This window comes from Thermostichus sp. OS-CIW-20 (assembly GCF_054061455.1).
In genome coordinates, this window is record NZ_JBSSEF010000006.1 from 100,522 (window position 1) to 120,449 (window position 19,928).

General features: G+C 59.4%; 18 protein-coding genes and 1 pseudogene. 7 read left to right on the forward strand and 12 right to left on the reverse strand.

Annotation, left to right across the window (positions count from 1 at the left end; translation table 11 throughout):
• Positions 1 to 149: 149 nt before the first annotated feature.
• From ACVWXC_RS04420 to sixA, 3 genes are all read right to left on the reverse strand, one after another.
• Positions 150 to 275 carry a hypothetical protein gene (locus ACVWXC_RS04420; protein WP_011429657.1) on the reverse strand — a complete coding sequence of 42 codons (126 nt, stop codon included), beginning with the start codon at positions 273 to 275 and terminating at the stop codon, positions 150 to 152.
• A gap of 31 nt (positions 276 to 306) precedes the next feature.
• The gene (locus ACVWXC_RS04425; RefSeq protein WP_011429658.1) at positions 307 to 1,500 is read right to left on the reverse strand and encodes an RNA-guided endonuclease InsQ/TnpB family protein; all 1,194 of its coding nucleotides are present in this window, start codon (positions 1,498 to 1,500) and stop codon (positions 307 to 309) included.
• A 230-nt stretch (positions 1,501 to 1,730) separates the two neighbouring features.
• Positions 1,731 to 2,294 (reverse strand): phosphohistidine phosphatase SixA, encoded by a 564-nt coding sequence (sixA, locus tag ACVWXC_RS04430; RefSeq protein WP_457391330.1) that lies wholly within the window; start codon positions 2,292 to 2,294, stop codon positions 1,731 to 1,733.
• Between the two features lie 190 nt (positions 2,295 to 2,484).
• Between sixA and trxA the strand changes: the two genes are divergently transcribed.
• From trxA to ACVWXC_RS04445, 3 genes are all read left to right on the forward strand, one after another.
• Positions 2,485 to 2,826, forward strand: a complete 342-nt coding sequence (gene trxA, locus ACVWXC_RS04435; protein WP_011429660.1) for a thioredoxin — start codon at positions 2,485 to 2,487, stop codon at positions 2,824 to 2,826.
• A gap of 130 nt (positions 2,827 to 2,956) precedes the next feature.
• A complete protein-coding gene (locus ACVWXC_RS04440; protein WP_414391118.1) occupies positions 2,957 to 4,027 on the forward strand; it encodes an LOG family protein in 1,071 nt (356 codons plus the stop codon).
• 22 nt (positions 4,028 to 4,049) lie between these two features.
• Positions 4,050 to 4,730, forward strand: a complete 681-nt coding sequence (locus ACVWXC_RS04445; protein WP_011429662.1) for a phosphoribosylanthranilate isomerase — start codon at positions 4,050 to 4,052, stop codon at positions 4,728 to 4,730.
• Between the two features lie 22 nt (positions 4,731 to 4,752).
• Here the strand turns inward: ACVWXC_RS04445 and ACVWXC_RS04450 are convergent, their stop codons facing one another.
• From ACVWXC_RS04450 to ACVWXC_RS04460, 3 genes are all read right to left on the reverse strand, one after another.
• Positions 4,753 to 5,628 (reverse strand): helix-turn-helix domain-containing protein, encoded by an 876-nt coding sequence (locus ACVWXC_RS04450; protein ID WP_457391332.1) that lies wholly within the window; start codon positions 5,626 to 5,628, stop codon positions 4,753 to 4,755.
• 64 nt (positions 5,629 to 5,692) lie between these two features.
• A complete protein-coding gene (locus tag ACVWXC_RS04455) occupies positions 5,693 to 6,511 on the reverse strand; it encodes a pseudouridine synthase (RefSeq protein WP_011429664.1) in 819 nt (272 codons plus the stop codon).
• A 44-nt stretch (positions 6,512 to 6,555) separates the two neighbouring features.
• Positions 6,556 to 6,957 carry a hypothetical protein gene (locus ACVWXC_RS04460; RefSeq protein ID WP_228375431.1) on the reverse strand — a complete coding sequence of 134 codons (402 nt, stop codon included), beginning with the start codon at positions 6,955 to 6,957 and terminating at the stop codon, positions 6,556 to 6,558.
• A 96-nt stretch (positions 6,958 to 7,053) separates the two neighbouring features.
• Here ACVWXC_RS04460 and ACVWXC_RS04465 point away from each other — a divergent pair, with 96 nt between their 5' ends.
• Positions 7,054 to 7,233, forward strand: coding sequence for a hypothetical protein (locus ACVWXC_RS04465; protein ID WP_011429666.1), 180 nt, complete (start codon positions 7,054 to 7,056; stop codon positions 7,231 to 7,233).
• Positions 7,234 to 7,424: 191 nt separating this feature from the next.
• Here ACVWXC_RS04465 and rbfA read toward each other — a convergent pair whose 3' ends face one another.
• Positions 7,425 to 7,874, reverse strand: coding sequence for a 30S ribosome-binding factor RbfA (rbfA, locus tag ACVWXC_RS04470; RefSeq protein WP_011429667.1), 450 nt, complete (start codon positions 7,872 to 7,874; stop codon positions 7,425 to 7,427).
• A gap of 193 nt (positions 7,875 to 8,067) precedes the next feature.
• Positions 8,068 to 9,297 (reverse strand): RNA-guided endonuclease InsQ/TnpB family protein, encoded by a 1,230-nt coding sequence (locus tag ACVWXC_RS04475; RefSeq protein ID WP_457391335.1) that lies wholly within the window; start codon positions 9,295 to 9,297, stop codon positions 8,068 to 8,070.
• Between the two features lie 188 nt (positions 9,298 to 9,485).
• On the opposite strand from ACVWXC_RS04475, the gene ACVWXC_RS04480 reads away from it, so the two are divergent.
• Positions 9,486 to 9,692 carry a hypothetical protein gene (locus ACVWXC_RS04480; RefSeq protein WP_240530343.1) on the forward strand — a complete coding sequence of 69 codons (207 nt, stop codon included), beginning with the start codon at positions 9,486 to 9,488 and terminating at the stop codon, positions 9,690 to 9,692.
• A gap of 87 nt (positions 9,693 to 9,779) precedes the next feature.
• Positions 9,780 to 11,255 (forward strand): cryptochrome/photolyase family protein, encoded by a 1,476-nt coding sequence (locus ACVWXC_RS04485; protein ID WP_457391337.1) that lies wholly within the window; start codon positions 9,780 to 9,782, stop codon positions 11,253 to 11,255.
• 85 nt (positions 11,256 to 11,340) lie between these two features.
• Here the strand turns inward: ACVWXC_RS04485 and ACVWXC_RS04490 are convergent, their stop codons facing one another.
• Positions 11,341 to 12,684 carry an alkaline phosphatase gene (locus ACVWXC_RS04490; protein WP_457391339.1) on the reverse strand — a complete coding sequence of 448 codons (1,344 nt, stop codon included), beginning with the start codon at positions 12,682 to 12,684 and terminating at the stop codon, positions 11,341 to 11,343.
• A 224-nt stretch (positions 12,685 to 12,908) separates the two neighbouring features.
• Entirely contained in the window at positions 12,909 to 15,281 is a 2,373-nt protein-coding gene (locus ACVWXC_RS04495) for a transglutaminase TgpA family protein (protein WP_457391341.1), read from the reverse strand.
• Between the two features lie 206 nt (positions 15,282 to 15,487).
• Here ACVWXC_RS04495 and uvrA point away from each other — a divergent pair, with 206 nt between their 5' ends.
• Positions 15,488 to 18,385 (forward strand): excinuclease ABC subunit UvrA, encoded by a 2,898-nt coding sequence (uvrA, locus tag ACVWXC_RS04500; RefSeq protein ID WP_457391343.1) that lies wholly within the window; start codon positions 15,488 to 15,490, stop codon positions 18,383 to 18,385.
• Positions 18,386 to 18,502: 117 nt separating this feature from the next.
• Here uvrA and hemW read toward each other — a convergent pair whose 3' ends face one another.
• Positions 18,503 to 19,696: a radical SAM family heme chaperone HemW gene (hemW, locus tag ACVWXC_RS04505; RefSeq protein ID WP_457391345.1), complete on the reverse strand. Its 1,194-nt coding sequence runs from the start codon at positions 19,694 to 19,696 to the stop codon at positions 18,503 to 18,505.
• Between the two features lie 31 nt (positions 19,697 to 19,727).
• Positions 19,728 to 19,928: pseudogene (locus tag ACVWXC_RS04510) on the reverse strand (RNA-guided endonuclease TnpB family protein); the annotation flags it as partial.

The window sequence follows — 19,928 nt, forward strand, 5'->3', positions numbered from 1 at the left end:
ACCCTGAGAAAAAACAAGGGATCCTCTCCCATTCAAAAGCAAAAAACCTGAGAGCAGGATCCCCCTTGCCTCAGGCCAAGCCCTACTGCCGGCGGGTCCTTGACAACGCAAAAGATCGAGGTCTCAGAAAGCCTCAGACCGTCCGCCAACTACAGCGCTAGCAGCACATTCAGGATCCCGGTGAGAATGGCACTGAACAGGGCCAGCGTAATGTAGCGGCCAACAGCCGGGTCTTCCCCCAGGAGCCGGTCGGAGGCGCTGATGGTAAAAAACAAAGACCACGCGTAAACTACCCGGCTCCGACCGCTAAGCGGTACGGAGCGGGCTTTCAGTAGCCCTGAGCCTGTTCTGCTCTACCAGAGAACAAAACAGGCCCGAACCTCTAGGCTGGTTTACGACAGCCCCCAAAAGCGCAATCACATTCGCACCATTCAAATCCGCATCCCCTTCCCATCCACAGTGCCCACACTTGAACGACTTGCCACTGCGGTAGGATTGCGCAGGATCGGGATGGATGTGTAAACATTTGTGACAGGTCTGCGACGTGTAGGCAGGCGGCACAAGAACCAGAGAAACCCCTGCAACTCTCGCCTTGTATTCCAGAAACTGGCGTAGCTGGTAGAACGCCCAACTGTTGGCCCTGCGCCTTTCGGTTTTGCTGCGGGGTTGTTGATTGACTCTTTCCCGGATCCCTGTCAGGTCTTCCAGGGCGATAGCGCTGTTGGTAGCCTTTGCCCTAGAGACAATAGCTTTAGAGATGCGATGATTGACCCACGCCTGAAAGCGCCTCTCCTTGCCAGACAGCCGTTGCAACAGTTCTCTGCATCTGCGCCGCGAACTGCGGGTGCCCTTACTGGCTTTGCGTTGGAGTACCGCCCTCAACCGGGAGTAGTGGTCTCGGACTTTGTTCAACTGCTGTCCATTCCAGTTGTCCCCCTCTGACGTATGGGCAATATCTGTCCTCCCCAAGTCCACCCCGATCACCTTGTCGGTATCTTGTTGCTTGGGTGGCTTTTTCTCTACGCAAATCTGGATGTAGTAGGAGCCATCCTTCCGCTGGACTAGGGTGGCAGCTTTTGGGTTAGAACCAGCCAGCATTCCCCTCTGGTAGTTACCAATGGCTAGCTCAAAGCGTTCTCTCCCTTCAACCGTGGTCAGCGACACCGTCCAGTCTTTCTCGCGGAATGAAAAGATACGTGCGTCGTAGGTAACGAACCTACGCTTGAACTCTTTAACCGGACGGTTGCGCTGTCTCGCCACTTTGCGAGCGCCTGCCACCCGTCTGCACACCTGTTGAGCCAAGTTACTGGACAAGCCGAACCGGGCCCGGATTTCGCGGTAGCACAGAGACTGGAGCTTAACGGCGTTGGCGACTTTCTCGGGTGTGTTTTGGTTGACCCAGTTCAAGGCTTGGCCAAAAGCCTCCAAAGTCGCGTCCAATTTGGCGGCTTGCGACGGGGACACCTTGAGCTTGCAGGATATGGTCAGGACTTGGCTCATAAGTTCATTGTACTTCATCAAAGCGCATTCCTCCCGACACTGACCCTACGGGTACAGTGCGGGGCTCCTGCGATTTCTAGCTGAGTGGCGTTGATGGTCTCAAACTGGTTGAATTCAGGGGTGAAGATCTTAGCCATCGTGAAATGCTCCCTACGCCTGGGTGTTTGTACCACCTTAACAAAAGTTAACGCTAGCTGCCACGTTCGCACAGCTACATCAGGGGGGCAGAGTCAGCGCAATATCACTTTGGGAGAAAGCAACAACGTCAGGGATCCCTGGCAATAGTCGATACGGCCTTCTGCAAAGCGCACCTGGGCCAAGCCTGCCTTTTTGAGGGTAATGGCCTGGGGATTGGCCGGCTGCAGGCCAATAGCCGCCTGCATCCACAGGCTCAGATCCGGCTGGTGGCCGACCAAGGCCAGAGACGTGAAGGGATCCCGCTCCGCCTGCCAGCGCACCAGGTCGGCGAAGCTGCCGTCCGGGGCCAGCGGCTCAAACACTTCTAGAGCTTCGGCCAAGTTCTCGTCGAAAAAAATCTCCGCCGTCTGCCGCGCCCTCACAAGGGGACTGGTGAGCAGGAGATCCCACTTCCAGCCCATATCCTTGAGTTGGCGGGCAATTTTGCGGCAGCGCTTGCGTCCCTCATCGGTCAAGGCGCGAAAAGCGTCCTCCACTCCCGCTTGCGCTTCTTCGGCTATGCCGTGGCGAATAAAATCCACAGCCACTTCCTGGACGGAAGCCCGCTTCTCGGCTTCAGCCTGATTGCTTCCCTCTGGCCCGAGCTCAAATGTCATCGGCCCTTGCACGCTTTCTCACTCCTTCAGTCCAGAATACCCCGCTCGGCTTGGAAAAAGCTCGCCTGTTCAGCCTGACCCTCCGGCAGAAAATTGCAGGCGCCTGCTGCGGCCTAAAACAAAAGCCCAGAAAGTTGTGATAGGATTGCTTGAAGTGACAGGTATGTACTGTTTCAGGAGTTCTCCAAGCATGTCTGCAGCAATAGACGTCGCTGATGCTACCTTTGAGGCAGAGGTGCTGCGTAGCGATATTCCGGTCTTAGTGGATTTCTGGGCGCCCTGGTGTGGCCCATGCCGGATGGTGGCTCCTGTGGTTCAGGAGATAGCCGAGCAGTATGCCGGCAAGGTTAAGGTTGTGAAAATTAATACAGACGAGAATCCCCAAACTGCCAGCCAGTATGGCATTCGCAGCATTCCCACTTTGATGCTCTTCAAGGGAGGCCAGAAGGTCGATGTGGTAGTCGGCGCTGTGCCCAAGGCAACTCTAACGACAATTCTGGAGAAGCACTTCGACACGCCTGCCGAGAGCTAAGGTCCTAGCAGGAGGAGCGGCCCTCAACGCTTCAGAGCGCTATGTTTGGATCCGGGGGTAAGGCCTAAGTAGCATTTAGCGTCGATAGCCTATTGCAGTAAAGTAATGACAGAGAACTCTGGATTCTGGCTTGGCTGATTCCCTTTCTTCTCTTCTCCAGGAAATTTTCTCCAACGCCGAGACTCGTCTGAAGCAGTTGGAGCATCACCCCAACCAGACGGCTTGGCTGCGCGTTTTGCAGTCGCTGCAGCGGATGGGATCTCTGAATCTCAGCCGCCTGGACGCTAAGATCCTAGCGGCCACGCTTGAGGATCTGGAGCAGGGCTTTGCGGCCTTCCAGAACTATGTCCATCAGCGCAAGGTAACAGTTTTTGGGTCGGCACGGGTAGGGCCGGACAGCCCGGAATACCGCCAGGCACAGTTGTTCGCCCACTGCATCAGCCAGCGAGGGTTCATGGTGCTGACGGGGGGCGGCGGTGGGATTATGGAAGCCGGCAATCGGGGCGCAGGGCTGGAAAACTCGTTTGGGCTGAATATCCAGCTTCCCTTCGAGCAGATGGCCAATCCTGTGATTGCCGCCAGCGATCGGGTAATTAACTTTAAGTATTTCTTTTCACGCAAGCTCTTTTTTGTCAAAGAAACCGATGCGCTGGTGCTTTTCCCCGGTGGCTTTGGTACGCAGGATGAGGCTTTTGAATGTCTGACCTTGATGCAAACCGGCAAAACCAAGCTCATGCCCTTGGTGCTGGTGGACAAGAAGGGCGGTTGCTACTGGAAAGAATGGGATGAATATGTGCGGGAGCATCTACTCAGCCGCGGCCTGATCAGCCCGGAAGATCTCTTCTTATACACCTTAACCGACGATGTAGGGGACGCCTGCCAGCAGATCCTAGATTTTTATCGCATCTTTCACAGCAATCGGTATGTGCGGGAACTGCTGGTTTTGCGCTTGAATGCCAAGCTCTCGCCCCAGGCTCTGGATATCTTAAACGAAGAGTTTGCCGACATTCTCGACTCGGGCCGGATCGAGCAAACCGAGGCTTTGCCGGAAGAAGCAGAGGAAGAGATTGCCCATCTGCCGCGGCTGGTGATGCACTTTAACCAGCGTAACTTTGGACGGCTGTGGCAAATGGTGCGCCGGATCAACACGCTTCATCCAGCACAGCCGGATCGTCTGCAAATGCGCCCCGACCAAAAGTAGGGGATTGTCGGAAGGGATCCCAATGGGCCGGTTGTTTGTCAAAATCTGCGGCATCACCCGCCAGGATCAAGCGGAGGCTATCGCCGCGCTGGGGGTGAGCGCTCTTGGGTTTATCGCAGTGCCCAACACGCCGCGCTATTTGCCTCTCTCCCAGGCCCGCTGGCTTGCCTCCCTACCCCGCCATGTGGAAAAGGTGGGGGTCTTTGTGGATCCGGATCCCCGTACCATTGCCACCTGGGTGGAAGTGGGCGGCCTCACGGCTGTTCAGCTCCACGGCCGGGAATCGCCAGAAGAGTGCCGGCAACTGGGAGAATGGCTCCCTGGCATTCGCCGCATTAAGGCCCTGCGCATTCGCCACCTGGCAGATCTGGAGGCAGCCCACCTCTACGGCGACTGTGTGGAGGCTCTGCTTCTGGACGCCTATCACCCCCAGCGTGCGGGTGGCACTGGGCAAACCCTCAACTGGCCAGAGTTGGCCCACCGCTCTCTGCCCTTGCCCTGGCTCCTGGCCGGTGGCCTCACCCCAGACAATGTTCTGCAGGCCCTCAGCCACCTCCAGCCCAGCGGCATTGATCTCTCCAGCGGTGTGGAACGCCAGCCGGGCGACAAAGATCTGCACAAAGTCTGGCGTCTGCTGCAGCAGTTGGAATCCCAAGGGTGGCAAATCGCTTCTGCCCTACCTCAACCCAATCAAGGCCTTTAGCCCCTCCGTCCGAGCCGGATCCCTATTGCAAGGATTGGAAGGATTGAATGTCTAGCCCCGGCTCAAACATCAGCTCTTTCACCTCTCCAAACCTTCCCATCACTCCCAGATCGCGGTCGTTGAAGGTCACCAACACCCCGCCGGCATTGCCGGCGCGCAGCACAATCGATCGCTCGGCTTCCCAGTTCAGCTCCGCCCCCGGCTGCAGGGTGGCCTCAAAAACGGTTTGTCCATCGGCAATCACTCGTAGCCAGGAGGGACGCTCTACCACGCGAATATCAAGGCGCACCGGCTTGCGCGGCGGGGCCTCCAACACGTCGGGGAAAACCCCCTGGATGCGCGTCCACTGATCCAGTGTGGGAAACATCTGGCGAAGGGTCGGTTCTGGGCTGCGCCCAGGGGAGTCAGCTGCTCGCGGCTGCGACTGGGATCCCTCGCCGCTTTGTAGGCTGGCCAGCCAATGCCCAAAGGGGTTGCCCGTGCCGTCCAAAAGAGCCGACAGCCCTCCCACCGCCAGCACGACCAGCACCACATAGGCGGCCCAAAGGTGAAAGGGGCGCAGGGCAAAGGCCGGCTGTTCGCCAACAGCAGTAAGAGGAGGAAGCGCATGGGGCGTTTTGGCAGATAGGAGTGGCAAAGCTTGCCGAGATAAAGCCTCGCCATCCAGCCCCAGATAGTTGGCATAGCGCTTAATGAAGCCTTGCACGTAAACCGGATCCGGCAGCCGACTCAAGTCTGCTTCCTCCAGGGCCTGCAGATATTGGGAGCGGATGAATGTATCGTTGGCTACATCTGTCAACGTCAGCCCCCGTGCCTCTCGTGTTTGCCGCAACAGGGATCCCAAGGCTTCCAATCGCGTTAGCGGGACCGAGTCCTTAGAGCGTTCCGACTCTTGCATCGTTCGGCTACCTGCGGAAGAGAGGAGGCTAGTGTGAGATTGTGCGCACAGTTCCCACAGCTAATTATGAAGAGGGACGGAAAGAGTGCAAGGAGGCGCTTCTGAACAGAGCTAAGCTGTCGGTACCGGCAAGAGGGGCTAGCAGAGCCTGAACCTCTTGGGGCTCCAATAGGCGGAACTGACCTGCCTTTAGGTTTCCGAGGTGCAGCGGGCCGATTGCTTCCCGATGCAGCCTGAGCACCGGATGCCCCAGCTGCTCCGCTACGCGCCGAATTTGCCGGTTGCGCCCCTCAAACAAAACCACCCTCAGCCACGAGGAATTGGCATCCTGCCTATACCCAAAGTTGGGAGCAGGGCAGAACTCCACCTCTGCCGGCAGAGTGGTGTACCCCTCTAAGTTTACTCCGTCTCGCCACTGTTGCAGGGTAGCCCGGCTCGGACGCCCCTGTACCTGCACCCGATAGATTTTGGGCAGATGATAGCGCGGATGGGTCAGCTTCAGCGTCAGGTCGCCATCGTTGGTGAGCAGCAGCGCCCCACTGCTGTCTGCATCCAGTCGGCCCACGGGATAAAGGCGGATCTGCCGGTTCCAGGGCGGGGGAAGCAGATCCAGCACCGTCTTGCGCCCCCACGGATCCTTGCAGGTTGACAAAACCCCCAGGGGCTTATGCAGGAGCAAAACGTAGCGGGCTGGATCCCCGAAAGGGATCACCCGTCCATCCACCTCGACGCGATCCCGTTCGGGATCGGCTTTAAAGCCCAGCTCGGTGACCACCTTCCCGTTCACCCGAATGCGCCCGGCCAGGATCCAGGCTTCCACCTGGCGACGGGAGGCCAGCCCCTGTTGAGCCAAGAGCTTCTGGAGCCGTTGGGGTGTCGCCATAGGCATGGGGTCACAAGAGAAACAGCGATCGGAGAACGGGGCTGCTAGGCAGCAGAGTCTTCGGATTTCGAGAGCAGATCCGGCAGTTCCGCAGGACTGGAGGCCAATAGCAGCATTTCTGACTTCGACCCTGAGCTATCTCCCAGGGAATAGCTGAGGCCACAATCAAATTCTTCTGCCAGCCGGCAGACTTCCTTGAGATCTCCCACCGACCAAATGCTCCAACTGCTCCGAATCTGGTTATCCACCCACACTTGCACGCGGTTGCCTTCGATGTGAATGATGCGCTTGGGGTTGGCTTCTGAGGCCCGGCCTGTAGACTCAACCAAGGCCTCCGGCCCGCTGACGCCAACGGAAGATTTTTGCCTCAAAGCCCCCAGAGCAGCCATTAACTGCGGCAGAGCCAGTAAAAGGTGCTGGGTGGCTTGTTGGGGTTGCCCTTTCAAGCAGGAAACCAAAGCTTCGGCAACACTCTGGTTCAGAGCTTGCAGAGCTTGGAGTGGAGTAGCACCCGCTAAAGCGGGATCCGGTTGCAGTGGGCTTTGAACATCCATGAAAAGGCAGAAAAGGCACAAACCGCAACTTTACAGCCCTTTCGCCGGTTTACGGCAGCGACGGTGCTGCCCATTGGGGCAGAAGGCCCCGGTTGGCGTAAGCATGCCGCCGACATTGAGCCCTGTACAGATGAGATGGCCGGGGAAAAGGCCGTATGGCTTCCTTAAGCCTAACAAATCCAAAAACTTCTCCGTGAGACAACATTGCTTTGAGGTTGTCCGCATCGCTGCGAAGCCAAGGCCTCTCCGGTCCACTTGGTCATTCAGGTAGGTTCTTTTCTCGCTTGTGCAAAGCAGGCGGAGCTTTAGCGCAGATCCCCCAGGTTGGCACGAAAGTGGGCAACTCTCAAAGCGAGCAACTATTGTTGTTCGCTCAATTCGTCTTCTTCACCCCCAGGGGTGTCCGCCATCCTTCCCTCAACCCCAGGGTGGGATCCCTCCTGTTGTTGGGCCTCAGCGGGCTGTCTCAGTTGGTTGAGCAGGGCCAGAACCCGGGATCCCCGCTCCAAAGAGCGATCCTGCAAAAACACCACCGTCGGCACCCGTCGCAGGCCGAGGCGCTGACCGATTTCCCGCCGCACGAAGGGAGTGGCGGAAGCCAGCCCCTCCATGGTCTGCTGCTGGGCCGCTTCATCGCCATAGATGCTGACGAAGATGCGGGCATTTTGCAGGTCATTGGAAACCTCTACGTCCACAATGCTGACCATCCCTGCCCCCACCCGGTCATCTTTGATCTCCGAGAGCAGGATTTGGCTGACCTCCCGTTTGATCAGCTCGGCTACCCGTGCCACCCGTCGCGCTGTCGCCATTTTTCTGTCCTTAGGTTCCTATCTTCTGCAAACTTGCTCTGGCCGGTTGCCGGCGGCTCCTTAGGTGGTGCCAGCTTCTCCTCGCCATGTCCTCAGAACAGTAGCAGATGCTACGCGCCTCTTCTCCTTCCCCCTCTATTCTGGGTCCATGTCCACCCTATCTTGAGTATGAATACGTGACGTACTCCCGCACTCATGCTGACGCATAGAGTGCAGGCTTCCCAGTGACTCCTGCCCGATAGCAGGACATTTCCTGAGCTTGAAGAACGGGACGCCCCACTGCTCTGGATTTGATGACCCTCGCCGAGTTGTGATCCCTACCAATCCTCAACCCACAGTGCGGACAATCGTGCCACCGCTCATGCAGCTCTTTGGGCACCTCACGACAACACCCCGAGCACCCTTGACTGCTGCCGCGGGGATCCCCTGCAATCGTCAACAGCCCAGCTCTTTCAGCCTTGGCTGCCAAAATTTGCAGGAACTCACCCCAACCGGCGTCATGGATAGATTTGGCCAACCTTGTCCTTGCCAGACCTTTGATGTTCAATGCCTCATGGGCTATGTGTCTCCCTTTTTGCAAAAGCTGATGAGCAACTTTGTGGTGGAAATCCCGGCGCTGGTTGGCTACTTTCTGATGTGCCTTGCTCAACCTCTTGACCGCTTTCTGGTAGCGGTTTGACCCCTTCTGCTTGCGCGATACAGACCGTTGCAGCCGCTTGAGCCGCTTTTGCGCTTTACGGTAATACTGAGGAACCTCGATAACCTCACCCTCATCGGTGACCAAGAAAGAGCTTAGCCCCAGGTCTATCCCCATCGTGTTTTCCCACGTTGGCGTGTCAGGGCTCCATTCCGGGACAGACGAATCTTGTAAGCTCAAGGTCACATACCACCCATCCACCTTGCGGGTGATGGTGGCCGTTTTGATAACAAACCCCTCAGGCAAAGGACGGTGTTGGACCAGCTTGACCGGCCCAATCTTGGGCAGATGGATAAACTGCCCTCGAATGCAGTCCTGCTTCATCTGGGGGAAGGTGAAGGAGCGATACCGCCCTACTCCCTTAAACCTAGGCCTGCCTGCCCGCTTGCCGTTACAGTCACCTTTTAGCCATCGGTCAAACGCTCTTTGCACTCGTTCTACACAGTCTTGGAGCACCTGGGAATGAATCGCTTGGTATTCGGGGAAGAGAGCCTTTGTGTTTACCAAGTCTCGTTTCTGTGAGTCGAAATCGGGCTTGTCTTTCAACTCAGGCAGATGACAGACCGTCAAGGAGCAGGCATGGATATTGCAGCGATTCTGCTCCCACCCGTTGAACCGTTCTGCCAGGCGATAGTTGTACTGCCTACGCAGCAGCTCCAGCCACTCACCCATCAGGGCGACTTGGCTAGCAGTAGGGCGCAAGCGGTACTGGTAAGCGGTTCTCATGATGAATGCATTGTACCTGTTGAACGCTCCCGCCTCTCATCCCGACTCTGACCGGCCCGCCCCCCTATATCCCCCCGTATACGGGGGGACTGGGGGGCTGGGGGGTACAGAGCGGGGCTTCCAGGACTACGTCCCGCTAGCGCGAACGGCGGATTAGCTAAAGCCATCGATGGATGGATGGAGACGTGATGAGCAAGACGCCAGAGGCGCTGCGGCGCTCCGTTGAGCAGTTCCTACTTAATGTACCGGAGCCGCTCGATCCGCTACTTGCCCTCAAGCTGACTCAGTTGGTGGTGAGGCCGGGAGATACAGCTTACGCCATGGGCTCCAGCGATGGCCAGCGAAACCTTGACGAGCGCTGTTGTCCCTGCCCTGGACGTCTGTTGGGGGAATAGACATCATTTGCCCACCTCTGCCGGCAGCCTGGGGTTGAAGAGAGGAAGGAAAAGCAGCCAAGATGGGATCCGGTTGCTTGGCCTCCTATGACTTCCCCGGTTCTCCTCTGGCATCGCCGCGATCTGCGGCTGGCGGACAACACAGCCCTCCACGCGGCGGCGCAGCGCAGCTCCCAGGTGGTGCCGGTTTTCGTTTTCGACCCGCAGGTCTTGCAGCGGGCGGATATGGCCCCAGCCAGGGTGGCGTTTCTCCTCCAGGCGTTACAGGAGCTGCAGGAACGCTACGCCCAGATGGGGATCCCGCTCCTCTGGCGGCGGGGGGATCCGTTGGCGGAGCTGCGGCAGTTGGCCGCCGAGCTAGGGGCGCAGGCCGTGTTTTGGAACGAGGATCTGGATCCCTGGGCTCGGCAGCAGGAGAGTCGGGTGCGGGCCAGCTTGGCGGAAGCTGGGATCCCGTCTTTTTCTTACCAAGATATGCTGCTGCACGGGCCAGGGGAAGTGTTGACCCAGGCGGGGGAGCCCTACTCGGTTTTTACCCCTTTCTGGCGCCGCTGGTCTAGCTTGCCCAAGCCGGATCCCTTCCCCATCCCAAAGAGTCTGCAGTCGGTGTCAAGCCTGAAAGCCCAACCTCTGCCCAGCTTGGCGGATCTGGGCTTTGTCTGCAGTCAGCGGATCCCGGCCGCGGGTGAGAGTGTAGCTCAGAGGCTTCTAGAGAATTTCTGCCAGGGCCTGCGCATTTTCGAGTACGAGCGAGCCCGCGACTTCCCCGCCGAGCAGGGCACCTCCCTCCTCAGTCCCCACCTCTGCTGGGGAACCATCGGCATTCGGCGGGTGTGGCAGGCCACCTGTGAAGTGGAAGCGGAGGCCCGCAGCGAAGAGGCCGAGAGCAGCCTGAAGACTTGGCGGCAGGAGCTGTGCTGGCGCGAGTTTTACAAGCATGTCTTGGCCCACTGGCCCCATGTGGAAAGCGGAGCCTACCAACGAGCCTTTGATGCGCTGGAATGGGACAACCGCCAGGACTGGTTTCAGGCCTGGTGCGCCGGGCAGACAGGCTACCCGATTGTGGATGCGGCCATGCGCCAGCTCAACGAAACTGGCTGGATGCACAACCGCTGCCGCATGATCGTGGCCAGCTTTTTAACCAAGGATCTCCTCATCGACTGGCGCTGGGGGGAGCGCTACTTCATGCAAAAGCTTGTAGACGGGGATCTGGCTGCCAACAACGGCGGCTGGCAGTGGAGCGCCGGTGTGGGCACAGATCCCAGGCCGCTGCGCATCTTCAACCCGGCCACCCAGGCGGCCCGCTACGACCCGGAAGGGGAGTACATCCGCCGCTACCTGCCGGAGCTGGCCGGGCTGGATACCCCCGCTTTGCTGTGGGTAGGCGACGATCCCAAGGGATCCTGGGCTCTGCAGGAGCGGCGGCGCTGCGGCTACCCGGATCCCATCGTGGATCACAAGGTGCAGCAGCAGGAGTTCAAGCGGCGCTACCAGGCAGTGCAGCAGGGGTACTCCAAGTCTGTTCAACGATCAAGCGATCATAGAAATCCAAGCGTTGTGTAGTCTCGTGAAAAAAGGGGATCCCATGGATCCCCCGTGGCTACCAGAGCTTAAGGCAAATGCCCGTCCAAAGCAGGTAACTGCAGCACTAGGGCTCCAGCTCGCTGGGGATCCGCTCCCCGAAGAGCACGAAGTAGAGAATCCGATAAATGTCCGTGTTCAGGATTCCAGTGACCGGCACTAGCTCTCGAGCGTTCAGGCCCGCCGCGCGAGCAATGACCCCGCTGCCCACATCGTCCTTGCTGGCCCAGGAGATGCCAAAGGGAAAACGCTTGCCATTTTTGTCCGGAGCGGAGAGGAAGGGCTTTGTGCCAGTGCCGTCCACCCCGTCAAGGGGAGCGCCGCTTTCGTCAGTGGGCGGCAGAGGATTATCGGCAGACTCGACATCCACCAGCTGCATCCCGCCAGCATTGCTGTCGCTGGTGGTGATCATGAAGGTCTTGGGATTCTTCTCGATGAAGTTGAGAATCACCCCGATGGCATCGTCAGCCCGCTTCATGGCCTCCAGGCAGCCAGAAGCATTGAGGTTGTTGCACATGTTGTCGGTGCCCTCTTCTTCAATGACGGCGAAGAAGCCCTTGGGATTGCGGGAGATCCGCTCCAGGGCAAACTGTGTCATCTCGGCAACGGTGGGCGCGCTGGCGATGTAGTTGGGCAAGTTTTCTTTCCGCAACTCTTCTTCAGGCTTGTCGTAGAAGGTGTCCTCGACGTTGAACACCCCCAAAACCTTGGAGACATCTGCCGGCAGCTTGAGCAGCTCGTCGCGGGTGTAGACAACGGCATACCCTTTTTTCTTGGCTTCCTCAATGAGGTTGCGGCCATCCTTGCGCTTCCCTTTGCCAAAGCGGCCCTGGACACCTTCCGGCAGCAGCCATTCCTCGCCAGCGCCGAGGATGATGTCTACCCCTGACTCCACCACCTGCAGGGCAATCTCCTCATAGTCGCTGCGCTTGGCAACTTCGGCAACGAAGGCAGCCGTCCCCGGCTCAATGATGGATCCCGTTTGCACCAGAGCCGTACCCAAGCCTGCCGCCACAGCCTCTTCCATGATCGTGTTCAGGGTGCCGTTGGCAGAGGGGTACTCTTTGCCGTCCGGATCCAACCCAAAGCTCTTGGCGTGGACACGAGTTCCTGTGGCATGGGTCACCGCTCCGGCGTTGGAAGTTCCCCCAAGCTGGTCAAGAAGGTGCCCGCGATAGGTGGTAATCACGGGAAGACGATCCCAGTTCAGAAAGCCATCGGGGCCGTAGTAGAGAATGCGTGTGATGTCCCAGTGGGAAGCTGAGGTTCCATCTGGGTGAAAGAAGATTGCACCGTTGCCGGTTGGCTTAGGCGCCGCTTGAGCCACACTAGAGGAAAAAACTGACGAGGACAGCAGACACAAAGTTGCAGCCAACGCTGCCCTCAGAGAATAGCTACGCATAGCTAGCACGCTCCTGCTCGTTCAAAGCTGAACATCAAGGAAAGTAACACAGCCTTGAACGGTTAGCAAGAGCGCGCACAAATGCTCCTGCAGAACTTACCTGCAGGGACAATCCGCCTCTCAGGTCTACTACTTGGCTGAGGCAGGTTGCGAGGTCTATACCTAGAGTTAACTATCTCTTAACTGCCTCATAACGTCAAGGCTTCTCGTAGAGCTTTATAGCCGTCTTCCAGTCAAGCTGTTCTTTCGGGAGCAGGCGTCGAACTCTTGGCCTGCCAGGCCTGCCTGAGCTGTCTGAGGTGGTGTTGCCAACGCTGCAGTTCCCCGGCTTCCAGCGGGATCCCGCCAAAGCGTACTTCCAGGTAGCGCTGCAGGAACCGGATGGCCAGTTCAACCTGAGGCAAGTCGGCCTGGCGCAAGTGTTCCAGGCAAGCTTCTGGCCCTAGGTGGGCGGGGATCCCCACTGCCGTCGCCAGGTCCCGCAGTTGCAGATAAAGCCTTGAGATAAGCTGGCGGCGCCGCTGGGACTTGGGTAGAGCCGCCGGGATCCAGCGCATCCCGGCAAAGGCCAGACTCGGCAGCAAGAGGCCAACCATCCAGGTGGGCCAGGGGGGCGGAGGCTGCCACAGGGATCCCATCACCACCCCATTGGCGGCAGTGGCCAACAGAATCCACCCCCCATCCTGCCAGCGCAGGGCCTGATAGCGGCGGCGGCGACCCCAGTAGGCCATGGAACTGGTGATTAAAATCACCCCCACCAGCGGCAGGCCGTTTTGCTGCAGCGTTTGCCCCCAGCCCACCAGGCTGCGGCGGAAGACGGCGACGACCTCCTCTTGCTTTTGGGGAGCAGTCACGCGGCTGGCCAGCTCTTGGATTTGCCGCCAGATCTGCCGCTGGGTGGATAGGTCGTATTGAATCACATACTTAAACCAGCGAAAGCGCAGGCTGTCGTAGAAGTCTAGGATGGGATCCCACCCGCTTTGCCGCTGGCTAACATTGGCCTCTGCCGGCGTAGCGTCAAAGATGACCCAGCCGTAGGGGCCAAAGGGGATCTCCGTCCAAGAATGGGCATCGGCGTTGCGCACCGCCAAGTACTTCTCCTGCGCCACCCAGCGACCGCCCAAGAAGCCATTGACCACGCGGGCCGGTATGCCAAGGCTGCGGGCCAGTATCGTCAGAGCGGTGGCAAAGTATTCGCAGTGGCCGCGGCGATGGGTAAACAAAAAAGCCTCCAAAGGCGGCTCGGCACCGGGATCCGGCAATTTGGTGGTGTAGGCGTAGTTCTCTAGCAGGTAGTTCCGCAGAGCCGTTACCTTGCCAAAGACATCGGGGATCCCAGCCGTGATCTCCTCTGCCAAGGCGGGAATGCGCGGATCCAGGTCTTCTGGCAACTGCAGATAGGCTTGTTGCTGGACTGGGTCAAGAGCGCTCAGCAGCTCCTCCCGGCCAAGCTGGCGCAGGCGGGGTTCCAGATCCCGTGGGATCCGGCTCACGGCACGGTAGAGATAGGGCATCCGGGGGGGCAGAGAATGGCTGACATCTCCAGTCTCGCGCAGGAGCAGGCGGCGGTTTTGCCATTGCCACCTCTGCTGTGGAGTCATCGCCCCACCTCGATCTAGCCACTCCACCTCTAGCAGCGGCGCCACCCCAAAGACGGTGGTGGTGGCCAGCGGCTCTAGGTAAATCCGCTGCTCCAGGGGGAAGAACTGGAGGTCGCTCGCGGTGGGGATCAAGGGGGAAGCCGAGAGATCAAAGACCCCTGCTGCAGTGGGGAAAATCGGGATCGCGCGGTTCAGCGTCCGCGACCAAGCCCGCCCGTCGTAGCGATCAAAGCTGATCCCCCGCCAGTAGAGGGACTCCAACTGGGGGGGCACCCCTGCCGGGAACTCCACCCGCAGGGCAACGGTGTTGTCGGTTTTAAGGGTGCCGAACTCCCCCAGGCTGACTTCTTCGGCAAAGCCGGTGGTCATCACCGGCGAGCGGGCCTGCCGGACCAAGATCCCCAAGCTGAGCCGCGGGAAGAGGAAAAACAAAACCACCGAGAGAATTGTTGCCAGCAAGGCCAGGGATCCCAGAAACCCCAAAAAGCTGAGGTCGATCCCGCGGACTTGGCTGGCCGCCTGCGGGTGCTGCTCCGCCTGCAGGCGCAGGTGATAGAGGGTGAGGTTAACCAGCCCCACCCCCACATACAGCAGGAATAAAAACCCAAAGCTGATGTCTTCGTTGAAGAGGGTGGCGATGGCCATCAGCAGCAGAGACAGCACCGCCAACTGGATGTGGTCTGCTGCCCGTTCCCGCTGGAACAACTTGGCCCCTGTTAGGTAAAGCACCAGGCCTATGGCCCCATCCGAAAGCGGCAGCACGCCCGCCAGCACCAGGGCCGCCAAGCTGACCAACACGCTCACCGTCAGGGGCATCCACAGGGAAGCATAGCGGGCAAAACTAATCCGGGGCGGCTCCCAAAACCAACTGGCAGTCCCCGCCGCCAAGCAGAGGGCGATAACCGCCGGCGACAGGGCCTGATCCCCCAGACAAAGGGCCGTGAAGGCGATCCCCACCAGCAGGTAGATGAAGACCTTTTGGAGAGAAAGGAGCGGCCAGGCCATTGGCTTTTCGAGGAGCCCTTGCGTTGCCCTTCCAAGATAGCCAAGCCAGCTCCCTGCCCAAAACCGACGCGGCCTGCTGGCACCCCCGCTCGCCCTGGAGAGGACAGACTTCTGTCGCGGCACTAGAATCGTTAATGTTCTTTAATGTTTTTTGACTCGCCGACTTTGGCGGCAGATCCACGCACGCTGCGCACAAAGGGGATGAGATGTCCGGCCAAAACGAAATCCATGTGGTGGGGGCGCGGCAGCACAACCTCAAAAACCTCGAGCTGCGGATCCCGCGCAATCGCCTGGTGGTGTTTACGGGCGTCTCTGGATCCGGCAAATCTTCTCTGGCCTTCGACACCATCTTTGCCGAGGGGCAGCGGCGCTATGTGGAGTCCCTCAGCGCCTACGCGCGGCAATTTCTGGGGCAACTGGACAAACCGGATGTAGACCGCATCGAGGGCTTGAGCCCGGCCATTGCCATCGACCAAAAGTCCACCAGCCACAACCCCCGCTCCACGGTGGGCACCGTTACCGAAATCTACGACTACCTGCGGCTGCTCTACGGGCGGGCCGGGATCCCCCACTGCCCCCATTGTGACCGGGTGATTGCCCCCCAGACGGTGGATCAAATGGTGGACCAGATCCTGGCCCTGCCGGAGCGGACGCGCTTTCAGTTGCTGGCGCCTGTGGTGAGGGAAAAAAAGGGCACCCATGCAGCCCTCTTGCAGAGCTTGCGCCAGCAGGGGTTTGTGCGGGTGCGCATCGACGGCCAAGTGCGGGATCTGAGCGAAGAGATCGAGTTGGCCAAAAACAAGGCCCACACCATTGAGGTGGTGGTGGATCGGCTGGTCAAGGGCCCCGAGATCGCCGAGCGGCTGGCCGATTCCCTGACCACCTGTCTGCGCCAGTCGGGGGGACTGGCGGTGGTGGAGCTCTTGCCGCGAGAGGAAGAGCGGGAACACCTGCTGCAAAAAGTGGCCGAGGTGGCGGGGCAGTACCTCAACGGCAAGCCGACGGAGCTGATCTTTTCGGAACAATTTGCCTGCCCCGAACATGGCTCGGTGCTGGGCGAGCTGTCGCCGCGGCTATTTTCCTTCAACTCCCCCATCGGCGCCTGTCCTGTCTGTCACGGGCTGGGCTTTGAGCCCATCTTCGACCCCGACCGGATCGTGCCGGATCCCAAGCTCCCTTTGTACGCGGCCATCGCCCCCTGGGCGGAGCGGGAGAACCCCTACTACCTGGCCCTGCTGGCGGGGGCCGCCAAGGCCTTTGGCTTTGAGCTCAGCAGCCGCTGGTGCGACCTCACGCCCGAGCAGCAGCAAATCCTCCTCTACGGCACCGACCAGGAGATCTACGTTGAGGCAGAATCCCCCTACCGGGGCCGGGGCTACTACCGTCGCTACGAAGGGGTGATCCCGCAGTTGCAGCGGCACTACCAAGAAACCACCTCCGAGACCTACCGGCAAAAGCTGGAAACCTACCTCACCTACCGCCCCTGTGCGGCCTGTGGGGGGGCTCGCCTTCGCCCTGAGGCCCTGGCAGTGCGCGTCGGCGGCTACCGTATCACCGATCTCACCGAGGTCTCTGTCCGGGAGTGCCTACACCGCCTAGAGCATTTGAAGCTTACCCCTCGCCAGGCGCAGATTGCCGAGCTGGTGCTGCGGGAGATCAAAACCCGGCTGCAGTTTTTGATCGATGTGGGCCTTGACTACCTCACCTTGGCCCGCCCGGCCATGACCCTTTCGGGGGGTGAAGCGCAGCGGATCCGGCTGGCTAGCCAGATTGGCTCTGGCCTGACGGGCGTGCTCTACGTGCTAGACGAACCCTCCATTGGCTTGCACCAACGGGATAACCACCGCCTCTTGCAAACCCTGTTCCGCCTACGGGATCTGGGCAACACCCTAATCGTGGTGGAGCACGACGAAGACACCATCCGCGCCGCCGACCACATCGTGGACATCGGCCCTGGAGCTGGCATTCACGGGGGAAAAGTGGTGGCCCAAGGGTCTCTAGCCGACATCCTGGCCTGCGATCGCTCCATGACCGGAGCTTACCTTTCGGGGCAGAGGCGGATCCCTACCCCTGCCCAGCGCCGACCGGGGAAAGGGGTTGCCCTCAAGCTCACCAATGCCCACAAAAACAACCTCAAGCACATCGATGTGGAGATCCCGCTCGGCAAACTAGTCTGTGTTACGGGGGTCTCCGGCTCCGGCAAGTCCACCTTGGTCAACGAGTTGCTCTACCCTGCCCTGCAGCACTACCTTGGCCAGAAGGTGCCCAAGCCGGCGGAAATGGGGGAGTTACACGGCATTGAACACATCGACAAGGTTATTGTCATCGACCAATCCCCCATTGGCCGCACTCCTCGCTCCAACCCTGCCACCTACACGGGTCTGTTTGATCCCATCCGCCAAGCCTTTGCCCAGACTCGGGACGCCAAAGCCAGAGGCTATCAAGCTGGCCACTTCTCCTTCAACGTCAAGGGCGGGCGCTGCGAAGCCTGCAAAGGGCAAGGGGTGAACGTGATTGAGATGAATTTCCTGCCCGATGTGTATGTTACCTGCGAAGTCTGTGGCGGCAAGCGCTACAGCCGCGAGACCCTCCAGGTCAAGTACAAGGGCAAAAACATCGCCGAAGTCCTGGATATGACGGTGGGAGAGGCGCTGGAGTTTTTCGCTGCCCTGCCCCCTGCGGCCAAGGTCCTGCAGACCCTGGCCGATGTGGGCCTCGACTACATCAAGCTGGGTCAGCCGGCTCCAACCCTCTCGGGTGGGGAAGCCCAGCGGGTGAAGCTGGCCGCAGAACTGGCCCGCCGCTCCACCGGCAAAACCCTTTATCTACTGGATGAACCCTCCACCGGCCTGTCGTTTTACGATGTTCACAAACTTTTGAACGTCCTGCAGCGGCTGGTGGATGCGGGCAACACCGTGCTGGTGATCGAGCACAACCTGGACATTCTCCGCTGTGCCGACTGGATCATCGACTTAGGGCCGGAAGGGGGCGACCAGGGCGGCCAAATTGTTGCCGTCGGCACCCCGGAAGAAGTAGCCGAACACCCGGGATCCCATACAGGGCGGTACCTGAAGCAGGTTTTACAACACCATCCCCCCGGCTAGTGAGCACCCCTTTCGATTGGGCTGCTGCTTTTCAGGACCCAGCAGCTCTGAGCTTCACCCACCGCTTGGGGTTGCCTCAGGCTCATTTCAAGAAGCCCGTTTCAAGTCAACTGCAACTTAAAACAACAGCTCCTCAATAATCTCGTTGGAAAACAGCCAGCCCTCGGGCGGGACTAGCCGTAGCCGTCCCCCTTCGCAACTGGCCCAACCTTTTTCAAAGTAGGGATCCAGCCTCTGCAAGGCCTGCTCCACCTTCCTGCTGCCAAAGCGCTCCTGTAGAGTTGCCAACTCCAGCCCTTCCTGGAGGCGCAACCCCAACATCACCGTATCCATCCAGATTTCTTCTGCAGAAGCCGGCGGCGGCAGGGGGTGAACCTGCGCTTTGACCTGTTCAAAGTATGCGTGGAGAGTTTTCGGCTGTTGAATGCGCCGCCCCCCTTCGTAGCCGACCGATCCCATGCCAAAGCCAAAGTAGGGGCGGTTTTCCCAGTACACCCGGTTGTGGCGACAGGCATACCCAGGGCGGGCAAAATTGGAGATCTCGTAGTGGATGTAGCCGGCTTGGGTGAGCAACTCCCGCGCCGTCAGGTACATGGCAACCGTGGTCTCCTCGCTGGGCAGAGGCGCCTCCCCCGGCCGGTAGAGACGCCCAAAGCCGGTTCCCGGCTCGAGAGTGAGATCGTAAACGGAGACATGGGTGGGGTTGATTTCAAGAACAGCCTGCAGTGACTCCTGCCAATGTTCTAAAGTTTGATAGGGCAGCCCGAAGATCAAATCCAGGTTGAAATTCTCAAAGCCCACCGCCTGCAAGTCGGCCACAGCCTCGTAAATTTCTTCCACCCCATGGAGGCGACCGCAGGCGGCCAGCAGCTCCGCTTGAAAGGCCTGTACCCCTAGGCTAATGCGGTTAACCCCTAGATCCCGGTAGCCTGCCAACTGCTCCCGTGTCAGGGTGCCGGGGTTGGCCTCGAGCGAGATCTCGCAGTCGGGATGAAACGGGATCCTCTCCCTTAGTTGGCTCAAAATCCGACTCAACTGCTTCACCGTCAGCAGGGAAGGGGTGCCGCCGCCGAAAAAAATGCTGGTCAAGGGCTGGGGATCCCCGGCCAAATGGCGGTAGCGGTAGGCGCCGCCGATCTCTTGGCAGAGCCTCTGCACATAGGTTTCGATCAGTTCGCGCGTGCCCAGGCCGGTGGCAAAATCGCAGTAGTGGCAGCGCTGCCGGCAGAAGGGAATGTGCAGATAGGCCGCCTCCGGCCAGCCAAGCTGAGTGGAGAGGGCAAAGTCTTCTGCAGAGGCTGCAACTACCATAGCTCCCTACCTTGGTGACGTACTCCCACACTCATGCTGACGCATAGAGTGCGGGCTTCCCAGTGACTCCTGCCCGATAGCAGGACATTTCCTGAGCTTGAAGAACGGGACGCCCCACCGCTCTGGATTTGATGACCCTCGCCGAGCTGTGATCCCTGCCAATCCTCAACCCACAGTGCGGACAATCGTGCCACCGCTCATGCAGCTTTTTGGGCACATCTCGACCACACCC